Origin of the sequence: Streptomyces sp. NPDC014734 (assembly GCF_043083325.1) — a bacterium.
Taxonomy (GTDB): domain Bacteria; phylum Actinomycetota; class Actinomycetes; order Streptomycetales; family Streptomycetaceae; genus Streptomyces.
The window spans coordinates 264542-287094 of record NZ_JBIBYN010000002.1; the positions used below are offsets into that span (position 1 = coordinate 264542).

Here is a 22553-nt window from a genome sequence, read left to right on the forward strand (position 1 = left end):
CGCTCGTGGACCTGGAGACACAGAGTGAGGCTGCTGCGGCAAGACTTGGTGCCCGGTTGAAGGAGCTTGGCTACGTGTGACCGGCTTGCGTCCATGGTGCGGACCGACGCCCAGCCGGTATCTCCGCAGTTCAGGCTGCGATCGGTGGTCCGGCGCGCACGGGTGCCACCGGCGCAGCAAGCACGGCCTTCCGTTGTGGTGATCAGCGAATTCGGCACTTCGCGGTCACCGAAAGCCGCGCCCGCGGGTGTATCCGCCGACCGCCACGGACCGTCCGCCATCGTTCGAGTCGAGATATTTTGGGCCACCCCGGCATCTTCGGGCCGACCATGGGGAATGACGGATCTCGGGGGATGCGGACCGACGGCCGTTTCCGAGCGGATTCACCATTGCACGACTGATGTTTGCATGTATATTTTTCTGTAAAGCGATCGGAGAGCAGATATCTTTCTTGCACTTTGCGCACTGTCTGCGCGGGGGTTTTCTGTGGCAAATCACCGATGCGTTGTCCGTCGGCCCGAGGCGTCCATGCAGCTGCGGGCCCGTCGCTGATGCCGGGTTCGGACCCGGTGGAAGACCGGCGCCGCGGCGCGAGAGCCGCCCGCTCCCTTCACACCCACTTCCGAAGACAGGCGCCCGACCTACGGCCGCCTCGCGATCCGCGTTCGCACGCCGCGGCGCGGCGCGACAGCATCGCCGGCTTCGCACGGTCGGCAGGTGCGGCCCGCACATCACGTACGACTGGAAGGGACCCCTCCCGGTGAAGTGCCGGTGAAGGGAGAAGACGCCCACGCGCCTCGTCCCTGACACTCCGCCCGGCCGTCTCCTGCGGCTGGTGGGCAGTTGCACGTCGGCCATCCCGTACGTGCAGGAGGTCCATGACATTCGGGACCACTCCCTCGGGCGGCAGGTGTGGACGACCGGGGTCCGGGCGGGCGAATCCTCGCCCGTGTCACGCGTCTCCACTGATCCAGCCAAACTGATAAGTGAGGACAGCCCATGGAATTCCATCACTTACGTGCGTTCCAGGAAGTGGCCCGGGCATTGAGCTTCACCCAAGCCGCCCGGAACCTGCACTGCGCGCAGTCCACGGTGACCGCACAGATCAAGAGTCTGGAGAGACGGCTCGGCGTGCTGCTCTTCCACCGCAGGGGGCGCTGCCCCATCCAGCTCACCGCCGCAGGCGTCCTGCTGCAGGAGCGCGCCACTCTCATCCTGGACGCGATCGAGTGCACCGACCGTGACGTCCGCCTCGTCGCCCTCCGGCGGACACACATCCGGTAGCACGGCCGTACGTCGGCCGCCCCGTCGACCGCGGGAACGGGCCGGATTCCGGGACCACCGTACCCACGGCCGTCGCCGCCCCGGTACGAGGGAACGGAGAGGCGAGGAATCGGAGAAGCGAGGGGGCGGAGGAACGAGGAAGCGGCCGGGAATGCGCCGCGGAGGGCCGGGAGCACGGGGTCCCCCATCGGCCGCAGCCCGCTCACGGCGCCGTCCCGCCCGGCGCCGAGGCAGCACAGTTCCGTACATTCGCATACGCATTCCGTACGCATTCCGTACGCATTCCGGTCCCGGATGCTTTCCGGCCCCAGTTCGTTCCTCGAACAGCGACTGAGCATTTCGGCAGCAGCGCCGCCGCCCCGGGGTGTCCGAAATTCGCGCTCCGGACGAACGTGGCCTTTCCCGTGGTGGCCCCGCATAACTGTCGGCCGAATGGCGTCATTCAAACCGGGCAGTGTTTTTCCGCCATTTCCGCTGTGCGTGGACCCCGCGGCGTCGCGGGGTCCGTGGCTCACCAGCGCTGCGTCTCCGCGAAGAAGTCCGGAACCGCCAGGGTCTTCCCCGCGGCGCGGGCCCGCTGGTGCACGAAGGCCCCGAGCGCGAGGTCGAGGATGCCGAGGCCGAATGGCGAGAAGACCACCGGCCGGTCGTCCGGCACGGACACGTCGCCGCCCAGCACCCCGGCCAGCGTGCCCGTGACGAACTCCCGCCCGCCGGTGGCCTGCTCGGCGAGGTGCGGAGAGGTGTGGGCCTTCATGCAGTGGTCGACGTCGTCGAAGACGTTCGACGCCCCGAGGATCACCTCGGGGGCGAGGTCACGCAACGACAGGTTCAGCACGAGTTGGCCGGGCTTGAACGGCGTGTGCACATAGGGCGTGCCGGCGGTGGTGGTGAAGACGACGGTGTCGGCATCCAGCGCGGTGCCGAGGTCCTCGGTGAAGTCGGCGTGTTCCCCGAGCCCGTCGTTCAGGTGGTCGACGAGCGCCTGCCCGGATTCGGCGTGCAGGTCGTGCACCACGTACGCGTCGGGCGCGCAGCCGGCGGCCTTGAGGTATTCGCACACGTTGCGGGCGATGATGCCCGCGCCGATCACGGCGACGCGGGTGCCGCGGTGGTCGCCCGGCCGCAGCGCGGCAGCCGCGACGGCCGCCGAGGCGGCGGTGCGGGCAGCGCTGATCTGAGCCGCCTCCAGACAGGCGATCGGGTAGCCGGTCTCGTAGTCGTTGAGGATCAGCAGGGCCGACGCACGGGGGATGGACTTCGTCGTATTGGACGGGAAGCTGGAGATCCACTTGATGCCGGCGAGCTGCACGTCCGCACCGAGGAAGGACGGCAGGGCGATGATGCGCGCGTCGGGCTTCTCGGGAAAGCGCAGGAAATAGCTGTCGGGGTTGACCGACTCGCCGGCCTCGTGGTCCAGGTAGGTCTGCTTCACGAGGTCCAGCACCGCGTGGCGGTTGCCGGTCAGGACCTCGCGGACCACCGGTCCGGAGACCAGGTCGAACTCGAACATGAAGGTGTTCCCTCTCTGCGGTCGTGCTGGGGATCGCCGCCGTTCGCACGGGAAGCGGCAGCGGCCGCGGCCTTCGGGCCGGGAGTCCTGCCACCCATCGGCCGGGGCTGATGTCAACTGTCGGGCCGGACGGGGGCGTTGTCATCTGTCGGGCAGTGGGACGAGCGCCTGCGGCCCGAAGTTCCGCAGGACCCAGGCGTCGTTGTAGACAGTGTCGAGGTAACGGTCGCCCATGTCCGGGGAGATGCACACCGCGCACAGGGTCCGCCGGGGGTCGTTGCGTTCGAGCCAGGTGCGGGCCCCGTCGACGACGGTCCCGGTGGAACCGCCGAACAGCAGGCCCCGTGCCGAGAGCGCGCGGCACATCCGCAGCGCCGCCTCCTCGGGGACGAGCACCACGTCGTCGAAGGCGTCCGGGTCGAGCAACGGTGGTACGACGCCCGCGCCGAGCCCCGGTATCAGGCGGTTTGCGGCAGGTGAGCCGAAACTGACGGAGCCGACCGCGTCGATGGCGACGACGCGGACGGCGGCGCCGATGTCGCGGAAGTAGCGCACGCAGCCCATCGCGGTACCCGCGGTACCGACGCCGACGAAGAGGACATCGAGGTCGGGGAAGTGCTTGAGGATGCCCTGCGCGGTGTCCTTGTAGTGGGCCGTCCAGTTCGCCTTGTTGTTGTACTGGTTCAGCCAGACGTGGCGGTCGTCCTCGGCGCAGTGGCGGCGGACCAGGTCGAGCCGGGCCTTGAGATACCCGCCCTCGGGGTCCGGTTCGTCGACCACCAGCAGCCGGGTGCCCAGGGCACGCATGACGGACGCCGTGAGTTCGTTGCACCGGCGGTCGGTCACGCAGGTGAACGGGATCCCCTTCGCCGCGGCGATGATGCCGAGAGCGACGCCCAGGTTGCCGGACGAGGACTCGATAAGGATGGAGTGCTCGCGGATGAGGCCGTCCCGCTCGGCGTCGGCGATCATGGCGGCCGCCGCCTTCATCTTGATGGAGCCGCCGAAGTTGAGGCCTTCGCACTTGACGTAGAGCGTGCGCCCCATCAGGGGTTCGAGGTCGACGTACAGGTCCGGATCAACCAGTTCATGCGGTGACCTGATGATGGGCACTGGCTGCTCACTCCGCGGTGACGAGGGACGGTTCGGTGCGGCGGGTGACGCGCACGACGGTGTCGGCGAGGGCGGCCAGGTCCGGATTGTGCGAGACCACCACCCAGGCGCCGGGCCAGTCGCCGGGCACGGTCCGCCAGATGTCGCGTGCTGTGGGGCCGTCCAGTGACGAGTCGCAGTCATCGACGACGTAGACCTCGGCCGGACGGCACAACATGCGGGCCAGGGCGAGACGCTGCCGCTGGCCGCCGGAGAGCCGGCTCGCCTCGCCCGAGTCGAGGAACGTGTCCAGGCCTTCGGGCAGTTCGGGGGTGCCGGGGCTCAGGTGGACCGCGGTCAGCGCCCGGTTCATGCGCTCCTCGGTGATGGAGTCGTCGCCGAGCCGCAGGTTGTCGCGGACGGTGCCGACGACGAAGCGGGGCGACTGGCGGGCGTAACCGATGTGCGGTGCGCCGAGCCGTTCCCGGTCGCCGGTGACCGCAGTGCCGTTCCAGTGGACCTCTCCCGCCGCGTCGGGCTGCAGCGCGAGCAGCGCGCGTACGACGGTGCTCTTGCCGACACCGATCTCGCCCACGATCGCCAGGAGTTCGCCGGGGCGGACGGTGAAGCCGACCGGTGCGGGGGCGGGGCCGCCGTCCGGGGCCGTACGGGTGAGGCCGGTCACCGTCAGCTCGCGCAGCGGATCCGCGACGGCCCGGCCCGCCGTGGCGGATTCCACGCCACTGCTCGTGTCGGCCAGGCGCCGGTAGGACACCTTGCCGCTCTGGTAGCGGGCGAGGATCTTGCCGAAGAACGACATCTGCTGGCCCAGCCAGCTCGAATACGTCATGAAGAGCACGAGTTTGCCGACGGTGAAGTCGCCCGCGGCGATCCGTACGCTCGCGGTCAGCAGGACCACGGCGGTGCCGATCATGACCAGGTTGCGGAACAGGTCGGAGAGCAGGTCGGCGAAGACCTGGTGGCGCTGCTGGAGACGGCGTCGCCCGGCGAACTCCCGCTCCAGCCGGGTCATCCGGCCCGTGATGGCGCCGGACAGGCGCAGGTCCCGGATGCCGGTCAGGGTGTCCGTGATCGCGCCGCCGATGCGGCCCTGCTCCACGCGGATCTGCGTCTGCAGGGTCGCCACCCGGTTCTTCAGGAAGATCGAGGCGAACAGTCCGCCGAGCAGCAGGAGCAGCGGAATGGTCATGATCAGGTCGGTGCCGGCGAGCACGGCGACCGCGATGACGAGCAGCACCGACCGGTAGATGAGGTCGGTGGTCCACTCCAGCAGCCCGCCGATCTCCTCCGTGTCGTCGCGCAGCCGGTTGATCGTCTCGCCGTTGCTCACCGCCCTGTCGCGCGCTGCGGGGCGGCTGAGGAGCCCGCGCAGGACCCGTACCTTGAGCCAGGCGCTGGTCTTGAAGATCAGGACGAAGGTCAGCTGCAGTCCGCCCCAGAGGACGACGGCCCTCAGCGCCATCAGCCCGATGGCGAGTGCGAGCAGCCACCAGGTCGCGGAGTCGACGAGGCCGTCACCCGCCCGGTCGATGAGCCGGGAGATGGCCAGGCCGATGACGAGCGGGAGGGCGTAGATGACGGTCCAGCTCGCGACGGCGGCGAGGTAGAGGCCCCTCACGCGACGCGCCGCGTGCATCAGGAACCGGCCGAACGGCTGTGATCCGAGGGGGAGTTCCTTTCCCCTGGGCGGGTTGGGGTCGGTCTGCGGCGTCACCTGGCGGCTCCTTCGCGGGGGCGGTCGACGTACGTGATGCGGCCGTCGGCCATGGTGGCGATGCGGTCGACGCCGTTCAGGGCGGCTTGACGGTGCTCGACCATGACGACCGTGCGCTCCTTCATCACGGTGTCGAGGAGAGCCGACCAGGTCCGCTCGGCCTCCGGATCGAGCTTGGAGACTCCCTCGTCGACGACGAGCAGGCCGACCGGGCGGATCAGGGCGCGGGCGCAGGCGATGATCTGCATCTCCCCCTCGGACAGGGCGCTTCCCGCGGCGCCGACGAAGGTGTCGAGCCCGTCGGGCAGCGCGCGGATCCGGCCGTCCGCTCCGAGTTGTTCCAGGACTCGCCAGATCCGGTCGTCGGGGACCGCGTCGTCGTAGAGGGTGACGTTGTCGCGTACGGTGGCGGCGAAGACGTGCGCGCGCTGGCTGAGCACGGTGAGCCGCGTGGCGAACTCCGCCGGGTCGATACGGTCGACGTCGACCCCGCCGATCCGTACACGGCCCTCGTCCGGGGACGCGAGCCCGCACAGCAGGTTGATCAGGGTGCTCTTGCCGGTTCCGGTCCGGCCGACGATGCCGAGGCTCCGCCCGGCCCCGACGGTGAAGGACACGTCGCGGACCACCGGGACGTCGCCGTAGCCGAAGCTGACGTGCTCGAAGGCCACGTCGAGCGGTCCGTCGGGGAGGGAACCGGGCGGAAGCCTGTCCGCGCCCCCATCGGCGGGAGGCTCCTCCAGGGTGCGGGCGGCGATGCCGAGGACGGCCATGGTCTTCTGCAGCTCGCCCCACTGGGAGGACATCTCCTCCACGGGCCGCTGCAACAGGTCCACGTAGAGGTAGATCATCGTCAGCGTGCCGATGGACAGGGAGCCCTGGCCCAGGCCCCGGAGGCCGAAGCCGAAGCCGAGACCGAAGGCGACGGCGAAGAACAGCTGGGTCAGCGGCCAGAACGCGCGACCGCTGATGTAGGCGCGGGCCTCGGTGCGCAGCAGCCGGGTCAGCTTGTCCTGGATGGTGCCGGTGGCCCAGCGGGACTTGCCCAGCGGCAGCAGGTCCTCCCGCGCGGCCAGGGAGTCGCCGACGAATCCGAAGAGCGCGGCCTGCTGCTCGCGGGCCAGTTCCCAGCGGGTGACGGCCCGGCGGGCGAGCCGGGTGAGCAGCAGGCACACGGCGACGATGAGCACCGCGATGCCGGCCCCCGCGGCGGGGACCGCGACGACCATGACGGCGAGCGTGCCGACGACGACCGCGACGTTGCCGATCAGCTGGAAGCCGGACTCGGCGATGGACTTGCCGACGATGTCGCAGTTGCCCTCCACCTTCTCCAGCACCTCGCCCACGGGGCGGCTCTCCACGTCGAGCACCGGGCGTTCGACGGCGGTCCGGCGCAGCAGCCGGATGCGCAGGCCGTCCGCGATCTGCCAGGCGCTGCGCACGGCGAGGTATCCGGCCCCGATGCGGGCCGCGCCTCCGGCCAGCGCGACGGCCAGGTAGACGAGCGCGACCGTCACGAGCTCCGATCGGGTGCTGCCCTCGGTGGCGCGGTCGACGAAGTGCTGGACGAGAAGTGGGCCCGCCAGCGTGGCGAGAACGCTCACGACCAGCACTCCCAGGGCGGCGGCCACGACGGACCGGACGGGTCCGGTCTCCTGGCGCAGCAGGCGGGTTGCTGTGTTCTGTCCACGGGTCATCCGGTCGACGCTCCGGCGTGCTGCGACGTCATCGCTTCTCTCCCTACCGCGGTGCGGGGATGCGGACTTGTGCCAGGTGGCTGGAGGAAGAAGAACAAAAGTCGATCGACGGTTTCAAATGACATCGGGGATGCCGATCGAAGTGCAACACCCCCCGGGTACCCATGAATCATTTGATCGAGATGACCGATCTCATTTGAAAGCGTCAGCAGGGTTTTGCTGTCCTGGCGGCCACGGCGGCGGCCGGGGGGCCTCCACCGGGTACGGGTGACGCGCATTCGGGCGCACGGCAGATGCGGACAGAGGGGCGACCTTGATCGATTCCAGTCGATTGATACAGCAGCTGATCGCGGAGCAGGCGGCGATCCGGCCGGACGAGGTGGCCGTGGAGTGCGGCGACGAGCGGCTGACGTACGAGCAACTGATCACCCGTGCGCGGTCGCTGGCCCGGCTGCTGCGTGACGAGCACGGGGTCGGGCGGGACACGCTGGTGCCGCTGCTGTTCGCACGCTCCCCGGACCTGGTCGTCGGCATCCTCGCCGTCATCGAGGCGGGCGGCGCCTGCCTGCCCCTGGACCCGGGGCATCCCGCCGCGCGGCACCGGTTCGTCCTGGAGGACTGCGGGGCTCGCCTGCTGCTGGCCGGTGTCGACACGGACCCGGGCCTCACCGGACTGGTCCGCGTCCTCGACCTGCGGGAGAAGCCCTCCTGGCCGGAGCGGGCCGACGAGCTGCCGGTCGTCGGCACTGCCGATGACCTCGTCTACTGCCTGTACACCCCGGGTTCCACGGACGGGCCCGAGGGCGTGCTCATCGAGCACCGCGGTGTGCGCAACCTGCTGCGGTGGGGCACGGAGTACTTCGGGATCACCCCCGACGACCGGGTGCTGCAGAAGACGGCCCACACCTCCGGCAGCTCCCTCATGGAGCTGTTCCTGCCGCTGGTCAACGGGGCCCGCCTCGTCCTGCTGGAGGCGGGCGCGGAGACGTCGCCGCCCGCGATCCACGACGCCGTCACGCGGCACGGCGTCACCCTGATCCAGTTCACGCCGCCGGAGCTGGCCGCGTACCTGGCCGGCATGGGCACCGCCGATCCGTTGCCGGGTGTGGTGCGCTGCCTCGTCGCGGGCGAGCCGCTCCAGCCGGGGCTGCGCACGGCGTTCCACCACGCCACCACCGGCTGCGACCTGTTCAGCCTGTACGGCCCCACCGAGGCGTCGGTCTGCGCGACGGCCTGCCTCGTGGACCGCGGGGCGCCCGTGACGGTGGGCGGGCCGATCGCCGGCACCACGCTGCTTGTCGTCGACGGGGACAACGTGCCCGTCCCGGTCGGCGCCACCGGTGAACTGCTCATCGCGGGCGAGGGACTGGCCCGCGGCTACCTTCACCGGGACGAGCTGACCCGTGAACGCTTCGTCCGGGACCCGAGGGGCGGCGGCGTGCGGATGTACCGCACCGGGGACCTGGCGATCCGGCTGGAGGACGGCGGCATCGACCTGGTGGGTCGCGGGCTGTGCGCCGTTCTCCAAGAGGTCCTCGGCCGGGGGCGGGTGGGCCCGGACGACAGGTTCCTCGACCTGGGCGGCGACAGTCTCCGGGCTGTCCGCGTCGTTTTGCTGACCCGCGAGCGGCTGCGGCGCGAGCTGGACGTGGACGCCCTGCTGCGCAACGAGACCGTCGCCGAACTCATCTCCCGTCTCCGCGGCTCCGGGCCGCCGGGCGCGCACGAGGTACCGGCGGAGATCGCTCCCGCGGGGCCCGCGCCGTGGCACCCGCTGTCCTCCGGCCAGCGGTCGATGTGGCTCCTGGCACAGGCCGGCGCCCCTCACGCGGCGTACACCGTGCCCGCCGTGTACGAGCTGCGCGGCGCTCTGGACCGGGAGGCCCTGCACGGCGCGCTCGTGCGGCTCGTGACCCGCCACGAGTCGCTGCGCACGGCCTACGGCGAGGTCGCCGGGGTGCCCATGCAGCGGGTACGGGAGGACTTCTCCGTCGACTGGGAGATCGAAGCCGTCGACGACGAGGGCGCGGCACGGAGCGCCGTCACCGCCTTCGTCCAGCGGGACTTCGACCTCGCGGCGGGCCGCCCGGTGCGCTTCCTGCTGGTCCGGCACGCCCCGGACCACCACGTTCTCGTCGTGAGCGCCCATCACATCGCCGTCGACGGCAGGTCGCTGGCCGTACTGATCGACGACGTCATCACCGGCTACCGCGACCGGGTCGGCGGACGGCGGTCCGAGGAGGACCCTCCGGGCCTCCAGCACAAGGACTACGCGCACTGGCAGCAGGGAACGCTCGACCGGCCCGCCGCCGAGGAGTCGCGCGCCTACTGGAGCCGGAAGCTCACCGGGGCCCCCGACCCCCTGGACCTGCCCGCCGACCGCCCGCGCCCCGCCACCCGCAGCCACCGGGGCGCCGTCCTGCGCCGCACAATCCCGGCCGACGGCCTGCGGGGGCTCACGTCGCTGTGCCGCGAGGAGGGGGCGACCCTGTACGCGGGCCTCTGCGCGGCCCTGCGCGTGCTCTTCCTCCGCTACACCGGTCAGCGGGACGTCGTGCTCGGCACCGTGACGCCGGGCCGTCCGCTGGAGGCTCTGCACCAGCAGATCGGCTGCTACGCCAACAGGGTCGCCCTGCGCGAGGAGGTCGCCGCCGGCACGACGTTCCGCGCGCTGCTGCGTACCGTGCGGGACTCCCTCGCCGAAGCCGTCCGGCACGGCGAGTACCCCTTCGACCGCGTCGTCCGGGACACCGGGACCGTCACCACGGAAAGCCACAGCCCCCTGTTCGACGTCATGGTGGTGATGGATCCCGCATGGGGCACACCCGGCTCCGGGCCCGCCGGACTGCGGATCCGGCGCCTCGACCACCCCGTCCGGCACAGCAGGACGGATCTCACGCTCTCCTTCGAGGAGACGGACGACGGACCGAGGATCTCCGCCGCGTACGCGACGGACCTGTTCGACGAGGTACGGATCGAACGGCTGCTGACCCACTTCGGAACTCTGCTCACGAGCGTCGCCGCCGCTCCCGGGGTCCCCGTGGAGGAGCTGGAACTGCTGACCGGGGCCGAGCGTGCGCTGGTGCTGACCGGTTTCAACGCCACGGACACCGCGTACCAGACGGACACCCCGGTCCAGCAGCTCTTCGAGCGGCGGGCGGCCCTCACCCCGGAGCGCGTCGCGACCGTCGACGAGCACCGCGCGCTGACCTTCGGCGAGCTCAACGCCGCGGCGAACGCCCTCGCGTGGGCGCTGCGCGAGGACCACGGGGTCTCCACCGGCACCCTGGTCGCCCTGTACCTGGACCGGAGCGTCGACATGACGGCCGCCGTCCTGGGGGTGCTCAAGGCGGGCGGTGCCTATCTGCCGCTGTCCACCACCGACCCGGCCGACCGTGTCGCCACCGTCCTGGAGGACTCCGGTGCCGCGGTCCTCCTTGCCGACACGGCCCGCGCCGGGGCGATGGCCGCGCCCGGCCGCACCGTCATCGACGTCACCGCCCTCCTGGCGAACGCCGCGCGCGCCGTCAACCCGCCGCCGCTGGCCGGGCCCGACGACATCGCGTACTGCATCTACACGTCCGGCTCGACGGGTGTGCCCAACGGTGTCCTCGTCGAGCACCGGGGCCTGGTCAACCGGCTCCGCTGGACGATCGAGGACCTGGGCCTGACGGACCGGGACGTCGTGCTGCAGAAGACGCCGTACGTCTTCGACGTGTCGGTGTGGGAGTTGCTGCTGCCCGGCGTGACCGGCGCCCGCCAGGTGATGCTCGCGCCCGGGGGCCAGTCCGATCCCGCCCTGATCCGCGACACCGTCGAACGCCACGGCGTGACGCTGCTGCACTTCGTGCCCTCGATGCTCGGCCAGTACCTGTCCGCGGTCGAGCGGGGCTTCACCGGCGTACGCGACGTCGTGTGCAGCGGTGAGGAGCTCAGCAGGGACCTCGCCACCCGGTTCTTCGCCGCCACCGCGGACACCGGCACACGGCTGCACAACTACTACGGCCCCACCGAGGCCACCGTCGACGTCTCCCTGCTGGAGGTCACCGACACACCGGGGCCGGTCACCATTGGCCGGCCCGCCGCCAACACGCGGCTGTACGTCCTCGACGACACGGGGCGGCCCTGCCCCGTCGGCATCCCCGGCCGGCTGCACGTCAGCGGTGTCCAGGTGGCCCGCGGCTATCTCAACCGGCCGGAGAAGACCGCCGAAAGGTTCGGGACCGACCCGTTCCGGCCCGGGGCGCGCATGTACTGGACCGGGGACCTGGCCCGCTGGCAGGAGAACGGCGAGATCCTCTACCTGGCCCGCTGCGACCACCAGGTCAAACTGCGGGGCTTCCGGATCGAACTCGGCGAGATCGAGCAGGCGCTGGCCGGGCAGGCGGGCGTCGGGCGCGCCGTCGTGATGGTGCAGAAGGACGCGGCCGGCGCCGACGTACTGTGCGCGTACGTCGAGAACGCGGTGCCCGGCACGCCGACGGCCCCCGCGGAGCTGCGGAACGCCCTCGCCTCGCGGCTGCCGGAGTACATGGTGCCGACGTACTTCGTCTTCACCGACGCCGTCCCGGTCACGCGCAACGGCAAGGCCGACCGCCGTGCCCTGCTCGCGCTGAGCCACACGGCGCAGGTCTCCGTCGCCCGGTACGTCGCCCCGCGCACCACCGCCGAGGAGCGGCTCACCGCCATCTGGAAGGAGCTGCTGCCGCTGGAACGCGTGGGTGTCGAGGACGACTTCTTCGCCCTGGGCGGCAACTCGCTCAGCGCGCTGCGGCTGTCCACCCGCATCGGCAGGGCCTTCGGCGTCGAGCTGCGGCTCGCCTCGCTGTTCACCCACCGATCGGTCGCCGCCCAGGCCGCCCTGGTCTCCGGCTCGGCACCGGCACCGTCCACGCCGGCACCGGCGCGCGTCCCGCGCGGCGAGCGGCACGTCCTGTCGTTCGCCCAGGAACGCATGTGGTTCCTGCACATGCTGGACCCCGACAGCGACGCCTACCACATCCCTGTCCTGATCCGCCTCGGCGGAGCGGTCGACGCCGGGGCGATGGAGGCGGCCGTCACGAGCCTGGTGGCCCGGCACGAGGCGCTGCGCACGACGTTCACCAGCGAGGGCGGCCAGGTCTTCCAGCGGGTGCGTGACGACCTCCCCGTCCCGTTCGAGGTGCGGGACCTGGGCGCCCTCCCGGACGAGGCGGCGCGCGACGAGGCCGCGCGACTGGTGCGGGAGACCGGCGCCGCGCCGTTCCGCCTCGGGGACTCCACGCCGCTCCGGGTCGTGCTGTTCCGGCTCGGTGACGAGGAGTGGCAACTGCTGGTGGTGGTGCACCACATCGCGGGCGACGGCTGGACGCTGCGTCTGATGACGCAAGAGCTCTCCCGCTTGTACGCGGGGCACGCGTCGGGCCTCGGCGACCCGCTGCCCGCCCCCGCGGCGCAGTACATCGACTACGCGGCCGCCGTGCGCGACCCCGCACACGGGGAGGCCATCCGGAGCGACCTCGACTACTGGGCGGACCGTCTCGCCGACGCGCCGTCCCCGGCACTGCCCACCGACACGCCGGACGCGGCCGCGCGGGACAGCGCCGGGGGCCTCGCGACGGCGCGTGTCGGTGCCGCCACCGGCCGCAGGCTGCGGGAGTGGGGGGCACGCACCGCGACGACCTCCTTCGAGATCACCATGGCCGCCCTCAACCTGGTTCTGTCGCGCCTGGGCGACCAGCAGGACGTGGTGATCGGGTTCCCGGTCGTGGGCCGGCCGGACAGCGACCTGGAGGGGACGGCCGGGCTCTTCCTCAACACCCTGGTGCTGCGCACCGATCTGACCGGCGCGCCCCTGTTCACCGGTCTCCTGGAGCGGGTCAGCACGGGGGTGCGGGAGGCGTACGAGCATCAGACCGCACCGTTCGAACTGCTCGTCGAACGCCTCAACCCGGTGCGCGACGTGGACCGCACGCCGGTCTTCGACGTCCTGCTGAACTACCTCGGCGACCTGGGCGAGGACCTGACCCTCGACGGGGTCACGGCCGAGGTCGACCGCCACGCCTTCGCCCCCCGGGCCAAGTTCCCGCTCACGTTCTACGTCCGCGACGAGCCGGACGGCGGGATGCTGATCGAGCTGGTCCACCGGACCGACCTGTTCTCGCCCGCACGGGCCGGGACGATGGCCGCCCAACTGGCCGAGGTGCTCGAACTGGTCGCGGCCGATCCCGGGCTGCCCATCGCCTCGTACGCCCTGACGGCCGGGGCGGCCCGGCACCAGCGGGCAGCACTGGCGGCGCCGCTGGAGCGGCCGGACCCGCCGCCGGTGCCGGAGCTCGTCGCCCGCGCCGCCGCACGCCATGCCGACCGTGTCGCCGTCCGGCAGGGCGGCCGGACCCTGACGTACGGCGAACTGGTCGCCCGCAGCGAGGCCGTCGCCCGCCGGCTGGTGGCGCGTGGCCGCGGCGTCGGCGACGTGGTCGGGGTGACCGGACCGCGCGGGATCGGCTTCGTCGTCGGCCTGCTCGGTGTGCTGCGCAGCGGGGCCACCGCGTTCCCGCTGGACCCCGCACTCCCCGAGGGGCGCAGACGCCACCTCCTGGGGATCGGCGGGCCCCGCCTGTTCGTGAGGGTCACCGGCGCTGCCGACGAGGGCGCGGCCCCCGTCGGCCCCGGTGCCGGAACGGTCGATGTCGACGCCGACGGGCTGTCCCCGCGCCGCGGGGAGGACGACGGCGCGGCGCCGCTGCCGGTGGTGTCCGCGGCGGACCCGGCGTATCTCTTCTTCACCTCCGGCACCACCGGCCTGCCGCGCGGGGTGCTCGGCCGGCACGGCTCGCTCAGCCACTTCCTCACCTGGCAGGCCGCCGAGTTCGCCCTCGGTCAGGACGACCGGTGTGCGCAGCTGACCAGCGTCTCCTTCGACGTGATGCTCCGCGACACGTTCCTCGCGCTGGTCTCGGGCGCCACGCTCGTGGTGCCGGAGGAGGCGGACGAGCTGGGCGGCAAGGCGATCTTCCGCTGGCTGGACCGCGAGCGGATCACCGTCCTGCACGCCGCCCCCACCGTCCTGCAGACCTGGCTGCTGGACGCCCCCGACGACGTCCGCCTCGACGGCCTCCGGCTGACCTGCTGCGCGGGCGAGCCGCTGAAGGCGGCCCTGGTGGAGAACATCCGCGACCGCTGCCCGGGCACCGAGGTGGTGAACCTGTACGGGCCGACGGAGACGACCATGGCGAAGTTCTTCCACCGCGTCCCGGACGGCCCGCTGCCCCCGGTCCTCCCGGTCGGCACCCCGCTGCCGCAGACACAGGGCGTCGTGATGCGCGACGGCGGCGTGCTGTGCGGTGTCGGCGAGACGGGCGAGATCGTCATCCGCACCCCGTTCCGTACCTTCGGCTATCTGAACGACCCGCGGTCCACCCGCGCGAGCTTCTTCCCCAACCCGCTGCGCGAGGACGAGGACGACCTGCTGTACCGCACCGGTGACATCGGGCGGCTGCGCCCCGACGGCCTGCTGGAGATCCTCGGTCGCACCGACCACCAGGTGAAGATCAGCGGGGTGCGGATCCAGCCCGCGGAGGTCGAGAACGCCCTCACCGGGCATCCGGCCGTCTCCACGGGCCTCGTCGTCGCCCACAAGGACACGGGCGGCGACGAGGCCCGTCTGGTCGCCTACGTGGTGCCCGAGGACCGGGACCGGGACGGGCGGACCCTCGCCGAGGAACTGCGCGCCCATCTGACGGGCCTGCTGCCCGGGGCGATGGTCCCCGGTGAGTACATCGCCCTGGACCGCATCCCCACCAACGCCAACGGCAAGCCCGACCGTGCCGCCCTGCCGGCGCCGCGCTTCGCACGGGAGCCGCGGCCGAACACGTCGACAGCCCCGCGCACGGACGGCGAGCACCACATCCGTGACATCTGGGAAACCGTCCTGGACCGTCCCGTACCGGGGGTCGAGGACAGCTTCTTCGCCCTCGGCGGCACGTCGCTGAAACTGCTGCGCCTGTACGCACTGCTCGACGAGCGCTTCCCGGGCACTCTCCGCGTCGCCCAGCTCTTCACCCACCCCACGATCGCCACACAAGCGGCGCTGGTCGCGCCCGCCCCCACCCAGCCGGAAGACGAGGTCACCGAACATGAGTTCTGAGATCAACGCGAACGGCACGGACCGCGCTCAAGGAGCCGCGGCGGGGACCACCGGGCCCCCGGCCGACGCCGGCCGGGACATCGCCGTGATCGGCATGGCGGCCCGGCTGCCCGAGGCGGACGACCTCCAGACGTTTCTGCGCAACCTCCGCGAGGGCCGCGACAGCGTCCGTGAACTGACCGGGGACCGCATCGCGCGGACCTCGCTCTCCCCCGACGAGCAGTACCAGCTGTGCGGCTTCCTCGACGACGTGGACACCTTCGACCACGCCTTCTTCGGCATCTCCGAGGGCGAGGCGCAGAACATGGCGCCCGAGCACCGGCTGCTGCTCCAGGTCGCCTACCAGGCGGTCGAGCACGCCGGTTACGCGCCCGGGGCGCTCGACGGTGTGCGCGGGGCGGTGTACGTCGGCGACACGAGGATCGATTACGGCCAACTGGCGCGCGACCCCGAGCCGACCATGGTGATGGGCACGCACGTGTCCGCGATGGCGGGGCGGCTGTCGCGCTTCCTCGGCCTGCGCGGCACCGCCGCCATGATCGACTCGGCCTGCTCGTCCGCCCTGCTCGCCGTGCACCACGCGGTGAACGATCTGCTGCTCGGCGAGGCCGAGCTGGCCCTGGTGTGCGGGGCCAGCGTGAACGTGCTGGCCGACCGCAGGAGCGGCGACCTGGACATCGGCATCCGCTCGGCCGACGGCAAGGCCCGCGCCTTCTCCGCCGACGCCTCCGGCACCGGCTCGGGCGAGGCCGTCGCCGTCGTCCTGCTCAAGCCGCTCGGCGCGGCACTGCGCGACGGCGACACGGTGCACGCCGTCATCAAGGGCACCGCCGCCAACAGCGGCGCGTCCCGCTCCAGCACCCTGACCGCCCCGGACAGCACCGCCCAGGCCGAGGCCATCGAACTCGCCTGGCACAAGGCGGGGATCGACCCGGCGACCATCTCCTTCGTCGAGGCCCACGGCACGGGCACCCGCCTGGGCGACCCGATCGAGATCGAAGGGCTCGACATGGCCTTCGGACGGGTGACCGACCGGAAGAACTTCGTCGCCCTCTCGACCGTGAAGTCCAACCTCGGCCACACCTGGAGCGCGTCCGGCCTGGTCGGCCTGATCAAGACGGTCCTCTCCCTGCGGAACCGGCAGCTGTTCCCCAGCCTGCACGCCGCCGAGCTCAACCCGCTGATCGACTTCGCGGGTTCGGCCGTGTCGGTCACCCGGGAGCTCACCCCGTGGGAACCGGCCGTCGGGGTACGCCGCGCGGGCGTCAGCTCGTTCGGCGTGATGGGCACCAATGTGCACGCGGTCCTGGAGGAGGCTCCCGACCCGCCCGGCTCCCCGGCCGGGGAAGTGCCGGACTCCGACGGAACGTACTTCGTGCCGCTCTCGGCGAGGAGCCCCACCGCCCTCGCGGCCAACGCGGCCGCGCTGCGCCGGTGGATCGAGGAGCGGCCGGAGCTGCGTCCTGCCGACATCGAGCGCACCCTGACGGCGGGACGCGACCACCACCCGTACCGCATCGCCCTTGCCACGAGCGGCCTTGCCGACCTCACCGACGCCCTCGCCGCGGCGACGCCCCCCGCCCCCGCCGGGCCGGTGACGACGGTGCTGCTGGTGTCGGGCGCCTGCGACGCCACGCCGGAACTCACCGCCGGGCTCCGGGCCCGCCACCCGCACTTCGACGCGCTGTACCGGGAGGCCCTGGACACCGCGTCCGGACCCGGTGCGCGGGACGAGGGGTTCGCGTTCCAGTACGCCTTCGTGGGTCTGCTGCGCCACATCGGCCTCGACTTCGAGCATGTCGTCGCCCAGGGCGCGGGCAAACACGCCCTGGACGCCGCCAACGGCCGCGTCCGGCTCGACGAGGCGCTGCGCCGCGCGACGGCCGAGGGCCGGGACGTGCCCGCGGACCTCGACGCACGCGTGGACCGGCTCCTGAAGAAGCTCGCCGGCCCGCGGCGGGTCCTGTTCGTGGAGGCGGGCCCGCTGTCCACGATCTCCGGGACGCTGGCCGGGCGCGCGGGTGGGGGCCACGACGTGGTGGCCGTCGACGGAACCGGGTTGGCCGGCTTCCTGTGCGGTCTGTACGCGGCGGGCGCCCAGTGGCGGTGGGACGCCGGAATCGGTCCGGGCCGCCGCGTCGAGCTGCCGTCGTACCAGTTCGACCGCGTCCGCTGCTGGCTGGACGACAGCAAGGTCCGCGGGCGCTCCGCCGCGGCCGGTCCGGCCGCCGTGACCGGTCCGGCCACGGCGGCCGATCCGCTGGAGGCCGTGCTGGAGGTGTGGCGGGACATCCTCGGCGGCGCAACACCCGACACCGAGGCCTCCTTCTTCGACCTCGGTGGCGACTCCATCAGCGGGATGCAGCTCATCACCCGCCTCAGCACCCTCTTCGGCGTCGAACTCGACGAATACGCCATCTTCGACCACGAAACCCCCCAACTGCTCGCCGCCCACGTCCGGGACGCGCTGCACATCCCCGCGGCGGAGCCCGCGGCGGACACCGTCGCGTCGGCCCCGTTCCCGGCCTCCCCCGCCCAGCTGAACATCTGGGTCGCCTCGCAGTTCGAGGGCGGTTCCGCCGCCTTCAACCTCACCCGCAGTTTCCGGCTCGACGGGCAGGTGGACCGGGAGGCCCTGCGGCAGGCCCTGGACGCGCTCGCCGAACGCCACGAGGCCCTGCGCGCCGTGTTCGCCCTCGTCGACGGTGAACTCACCCAGACCACGACCGCCGCCGAGGGCTTCACGGTCCCCCTCCTCCTGGAGGAGCCTGCCGGCGCCCGGCCCGACGACACCGGCATCACGGCCCACGTGCGTCCCTTCGCGGCCGCCCCGTTCGACCTGACGGCCGGTCCGCTGGTCCGTGCCCAGCTCGCCTCCTTCCCGGACGACGAGCACGTCCTGACGCTCAGCACCCACCACATCGTGGCGGACGGCTGGTCCCTGGAGCTCCTGGTCCGCGACCTGTCCGCGCTGTACGCCTCCTTCGCGCGGCGCGTCCCGGCCGGACTGCCCGCGGTGGAACTCGGCTACCGCGACCACCACGTCGAGAGCGCGCAGCGGGCCGACGAGCGCGGGGAGGCGGCGTCCGCGTACTGGCTGGAGCAGTTCGCGGACGTGCCCGCCGGGATCGATCTGCCGGTCCGCTCCGGTGTCGGCGGCGAGGCCTTCAGCGGCGCCTACCGCGACTACGCGCTTCCCGACGCGCTGTGGTCACGGCTGAAGCGGTTCGCGCAGGCCGAGGGCGGCACCGCCTTCGCCTCGGTCGTCAGCGCCTTCGCCGTACTGCTCGCCCGCCACACCGACCGGGGCGAGCTGGTGGTCGGCACCTCGCTGAGCGGTCGCGGCAGGCCGGGTGCCGAGCAGCTCGTCGCCATGCTGGTGCGCACACTGCCGCTGCGCGTGCGGATCGACGACGAGGCCGGCTTCCGGGCGCTGTTCGCCCAGGTCCGTTCCCGGTTCACGGCCGGCGCCCGGCACAGCGACTACCCGTACGAGGAACTCGTCCAGGAGCTCCAGCGGCGCGGACACACCAGTTCCGCGCATCTGTTCGACGTGCTGATCGAGTTCGAGCAGTTCGCCGGCGACGACGAGCAGGCCCTGCGCACGATGGGGAACGAGAACCTGCGGGTGACCCCCGTGGACGTCACCCTGCAGACCAGCGTGTTCCCGCTGAACATCATGCTCGCCGAGCGGGACGGCACCCTCGGGGCCGCCATCCGCTTCGACACGCGTCTGTTCGACGCGCACACGGTCGACCAGCTGTGGGAGTCCTTCACCGGACTGCTCGGCGCCGTCCTGGACCGTCCGGACACGGCCCTGCGGCAGATCCCGCACCTCACGGAGGCCGAGCAGCACGACGTCCTCGCCCTCGGCGCGCACGACTTCGACTTCGACGCCTCGTCGAAGATCCACCTGGCCGTCGAACGGTTCGCCCGCACGAGCCCGGACCGGGTCTGCCTCCTGGCCGGGTGCGAACAGCGGACGTACGCCGAGCTCAACGCCCGCGCCAACCGGCTCGCCCGCTGCTTCCGGGACGAACTGGGGGTGAGGAGCGAAGAGGTCGTGGCCCTCGTCATGGACCGTTCGATCCTGACGGTCGAGGCGATCCTCGCGCTGTGGAAGTGCGGCGCCGCCTACCTGCCGGTCGACCCGGGCTATCCGCCGTCGTACGTGCAGTCGATGCTGGAGTCGTCACGGGTCCGCGTCGTCGCCGTGGACCCGGCACGGATGACGCCCGGGCTGCGCGCCCGCATCGGCGGCCGGTGCACCGTGGTCGAGCTGACGGACGCCACCGGCGCGGACCTCGACGCCGGCGACCTGGACATCACGACCGAGGACCCGGCGCTGTCGTACGTCATCTACACCTCGGGCTCGACCGGCGTGCCGAAGGGCGTGATGGTCGAGCACCCCGGAATGCTCAACCACCTCCACGCGAAGATCAACGACCTCTCGTTGACCGAGCGGAGCGTGGTGGCGCAGAACGCGTCGAACAGCTTCGACATCTCCGTGTGGCAGATGTTCGCGGCTCTGTACGTCGGCGGCCGGACGGTGATCTACGAGACCGCGCTGCAACTCGACCCGGTGCGCTTCGGCGAACGTCTCGAAGCGGACGGGGTCACCGTCCTCGAAGTCGTCCCCTCGTACCTCGACACCATGCTCGACGCCTGGGAGCGCGCCGGGCGCAGCTTCGATCCGCGCGCTCTCGCCCATCTGGTGGTGACCGGCGAGGCGATACTGCCCCGCTCGGTCAACCGCTGGCTGGCGCACTGCCCGCACATCCCGGTCGTCAACGCCTACGGCCCCACCGAGGCGTCCGACGACGTCACGCACCACGTGATGGCCGAACCCGTGACCACGGACACCGTGCCGCTGGGCACACCGATTCACAACACCCTGATCTACGTGCTGGACGAGCACCTGCGGGTGTGCCCGCGGGGGATGAAGGGCGAGATCCACGTCTCGGGCATCGGTGTCGGCCGCGGGTACCTCAACGCTCCCGAGCAGACCGCCGGGGTGTTCCTCCGCGACCCCTTCCGGCCGGAGCGACGCATGTACCGCACCGGCGACGCCGGACGCTGGACGGCGGACGGCACCCTGGAGTACCTGGGCCGCACCGACAGCCAGGTCAAGGTACGGGGCTTCCGGATCGACCTCGGCGAGATCGAGCGCCGCGTGGACGCCTGCCCCGGTGTGAAGGCGGCCGCGGTCGTGATCCGCGCCGAAGCCGAGGACCGGCTGTGCGCGTACGTCGTGCTGGAGCCCGGCGCCACGGTCGCCGGGTGCCGTACCGTGCTGCACGGCGAGCTGCCCCATCACATGGTCCCGGCCGACTTCGTCGAGATCGACGCGATGCCGCTGACGTCCAACGGCAAGATCGACCGCAGGTCCCTCGCCCGCATCGCTCCGCCCCGGCCGGACGCCTCCGGTGCCACCGGGCCGCGCACGGACTCGGAGCGCGCCCTCGCCGCGATCTGGCGCGAGGTGCTCGGCGCCGAAGAGATCGGGGTCCACGACCGGTTCTTCGAGATCGGCGGCAACTCCCTGCGCGCCGTACAGGTCCTGTCCCGGATCCGCAGTCAGCTCGGCGTGCCCATGGACCTGGAGGTGCTGTTCTCGCAGCCGACCGTCGCCGCGCTGGCCACAGCCCTTGAGCACGCGGACGGCCGCGCCGACGGGGACGACACCATCGTCGCCGTGGGCGGCCGGGGCGCCTACCCGGTCGCGCACACGCAGGACCTGCTGCTCGGCATGGAGGACACGTACGACCGGCCCGACGGGTTCAACCGCAACGACCTGTACGAACTGCACGGCACCGTCGACCCGGTGGCACTGGAACGCGGCTTCGCCCGGCTCGTCGAGCGGCACGAGACGCTGCGGACGACGTTCGCGCGGGAGGGCGACCGGTGGACGCAGATCGTCCACGCGCCGGGAGCGCTGCCGCTGCCGTTCGCGGTCCACGACTTCTCGGGACGGCCGGCCGCCGACGCCCGCGCCTTCGCCGAGGACCGGATTCGGACGGCCTTCGCGGTGACCGAGGAACCGCTGATGCGCGTCGACCTGCTGCGCACGGACGACGGCTGGCTGATGGTGACGTCCATGCATCAGCTCGTGTCGGACGGGCGGACGGTGGACGTGCTGGTCGAGGACTGGCTGAGGCTGTACGACGCCGAGGTGGAGGGCCGCGACGCGGAACTCGAACCGCCGACGGTCCAGTACAAGGACGTGGCCCAGTGGCGCAACACCCGTATGACCGGTGAACGGGCGCGGGAACACCGCGACTTCTGGCTCCAGGAGCTGGCCGGCGCCAGTTCCTTCGTACCGCTCGCCACGGACGGACCGCGCCCGGCCCGGACCGCCTTCGCCGCGGGCCGGCTGCGCCGCCCGGTGCCGGAACTCGCCCCGCGCCTCGCGGGCCTGGCCGGCGGCCACGGGGTGACGGAGTTCGTCGTCGCCAAGACGGCGGTCAGCCTCCTGCTGCTGGCCGAGACCGCCGTCGACGACGTCACCGTCGGCACGTACACCCGGGGCCGCAACCGTCTCGATCTCGAAAACCAGTCGGGCTTCTACATCAACACCGTTCCGCTGCGCACACGGCTGCTGCCCGACAGGACGGTCTCCTCCGTGCTGCGCACCGCGCAGCAGGACGTGCTGCGGGCCTTCCAGCACGAGGAGTACCCGTACGGGTGGACGATGCGGGACCTGGGCTGGGAGCGGGGCCCGGACCGCAGTCCCCTCTTCGATGTGATGGTGGCCATGGACCTGGCCGAGACACCGGAACCCCTCGGCGCCGACGGACATCGTGTGGAGTTCCGCCGACTGGCGCTGCCGCGCCGGGCCAAGGAGGCCGACCTGCAGTTCGTGTTCGGCCGCGTCCCCGACGGCGGGATGGAGATCGCGGTGACGTACAACTCCGAGATCTTCGGCGCCTCCCGCGTCGAGCGCTGGGCCGGGCGGCTGGAGGAGATCGTCCGGGGTCTCGCCGAGGACCTGCCGCTGATCGAGATCCTGAAGGGCGGACCCGGCCCGACCGGGTAGGCGCCGGACCCGCGGGATGCCGCCGCGCCACCACCACGGCGCGGCGGCATCCGGGTCGGACCGGGAGC

At 71.9% G+C, this 22553-nt stretch carries 7 protein-coding genes; 3 read left to right on the plus strand and 4 right to left on the minus strand.

What is annotated here, in order from left to right; genetic code table 11:
- Positions 1 to 999 precede the first annotated feature (999 nt).
- Complete coding sequence (locus ACF1CT_RS05110) at positions 1000 to 1284, plus strand: LysR family transcriptional regulator (protein WP_391782370.1); 285 nt, start codon at positions 1000 to 1002, stop codon at positions 1282 to 1284.
- A gap of 511 nt (positions 1285 to 1795) precedes the next feature.
- On the opposite strand, the gene sbnB is transcribed toward ACF1CT_RS05110, so the two are convergent.
- From sbnB to ACF1CT_RS05130, 4 genes are all read right to left on the minus strand, one after another.
- On the minus strand, positions 1796 to 2797 hold the full coding sequence (gene sbnB / locus ACF1CT_RS05115) for a 2,3-diaminopropionate biosynthesis protein SbnB (RefSeq protein WP_391782371.1): 1002 nt from the start codon (positions 2795 to 2797) through the stop codon (positions 1796 to 1798).
- Positions 2798 to 2938: 141 nt separating this feature from the next.
- A complete protein-coding gene (gene sbnA / locus ACF1CT_RS05120; protein WP_391782372.1) occupies positions 2939 to 3910 on the minus strand; it encodes a 2,3-diaminopropionate biosynthesis protein SbnA in 972 nt (323 codons plus the stop codon).
- Between the two features lie 7 nt (positions 3911 to 3917).
- Entirely contained in the window at positions 3918 to 5624 is a 1707-nt protein-coding gene (locus tag ACF1CT_RS05125) for an ATP-binding cassette domain-containing protein (RefSeq protein WP_391782373.1), read from the minus strand.
- On the minus strand, positions 5621 to 7321 hold the full coding sequence (locus ACF1CT_RS05130; RefSeq protein WP_391782374.1) for an ABC transporter ATP-binding protein: 1701 nt from the start codon (positions 7319 to 7321) through the stop codon (positions 5621 to 5623). Before ACF1CT_RS05130 ends, ACF1CT_RS05125 begins: the two co-directional genes overlap by 4 nt.
- Positions 7322 to 7634: 313 nt before the next feature.
- Here ACF1CT_RS05130 and ACF1CT_RS05135 point away from each other — a divergent pair, with 313 nt between their 5' ends.
- Together ACF1CT_RS05135 and ACF1CT_RS05140 are read left to right on the plus strand one after the other, a co-directional pair.
- Complete coding sequence (locus ACF1CT_RS05135) at positions 7635 to 15449, plus strand: amino acid adenylation domain-containing protein (protein WP_391782375.1); 7815 nt, start codon at positions 7635 to 7637, stop codon at positions 15447 to 15449.
- Positions 15439 to 22485 carry an amino acid adenylation domain-containing protein gene (locus tag ACF1CT_RS05140; protein WP_391782376.1) on the plus strand — a complete coding sequence of 2349 codons (7047 nt, stop codon included), beginning with the start codon at positions 15439 to 15441 and terminating at the stop codon, positions 22483 to 22485. The genes ACF1CT_RS05135 and ACF1CT_RS05140 overlap by 11 nt, the downstream gene beginning before the upstream one ends.
- Positions 22486 to 22553: the final 68 nt, after the last annotated feature.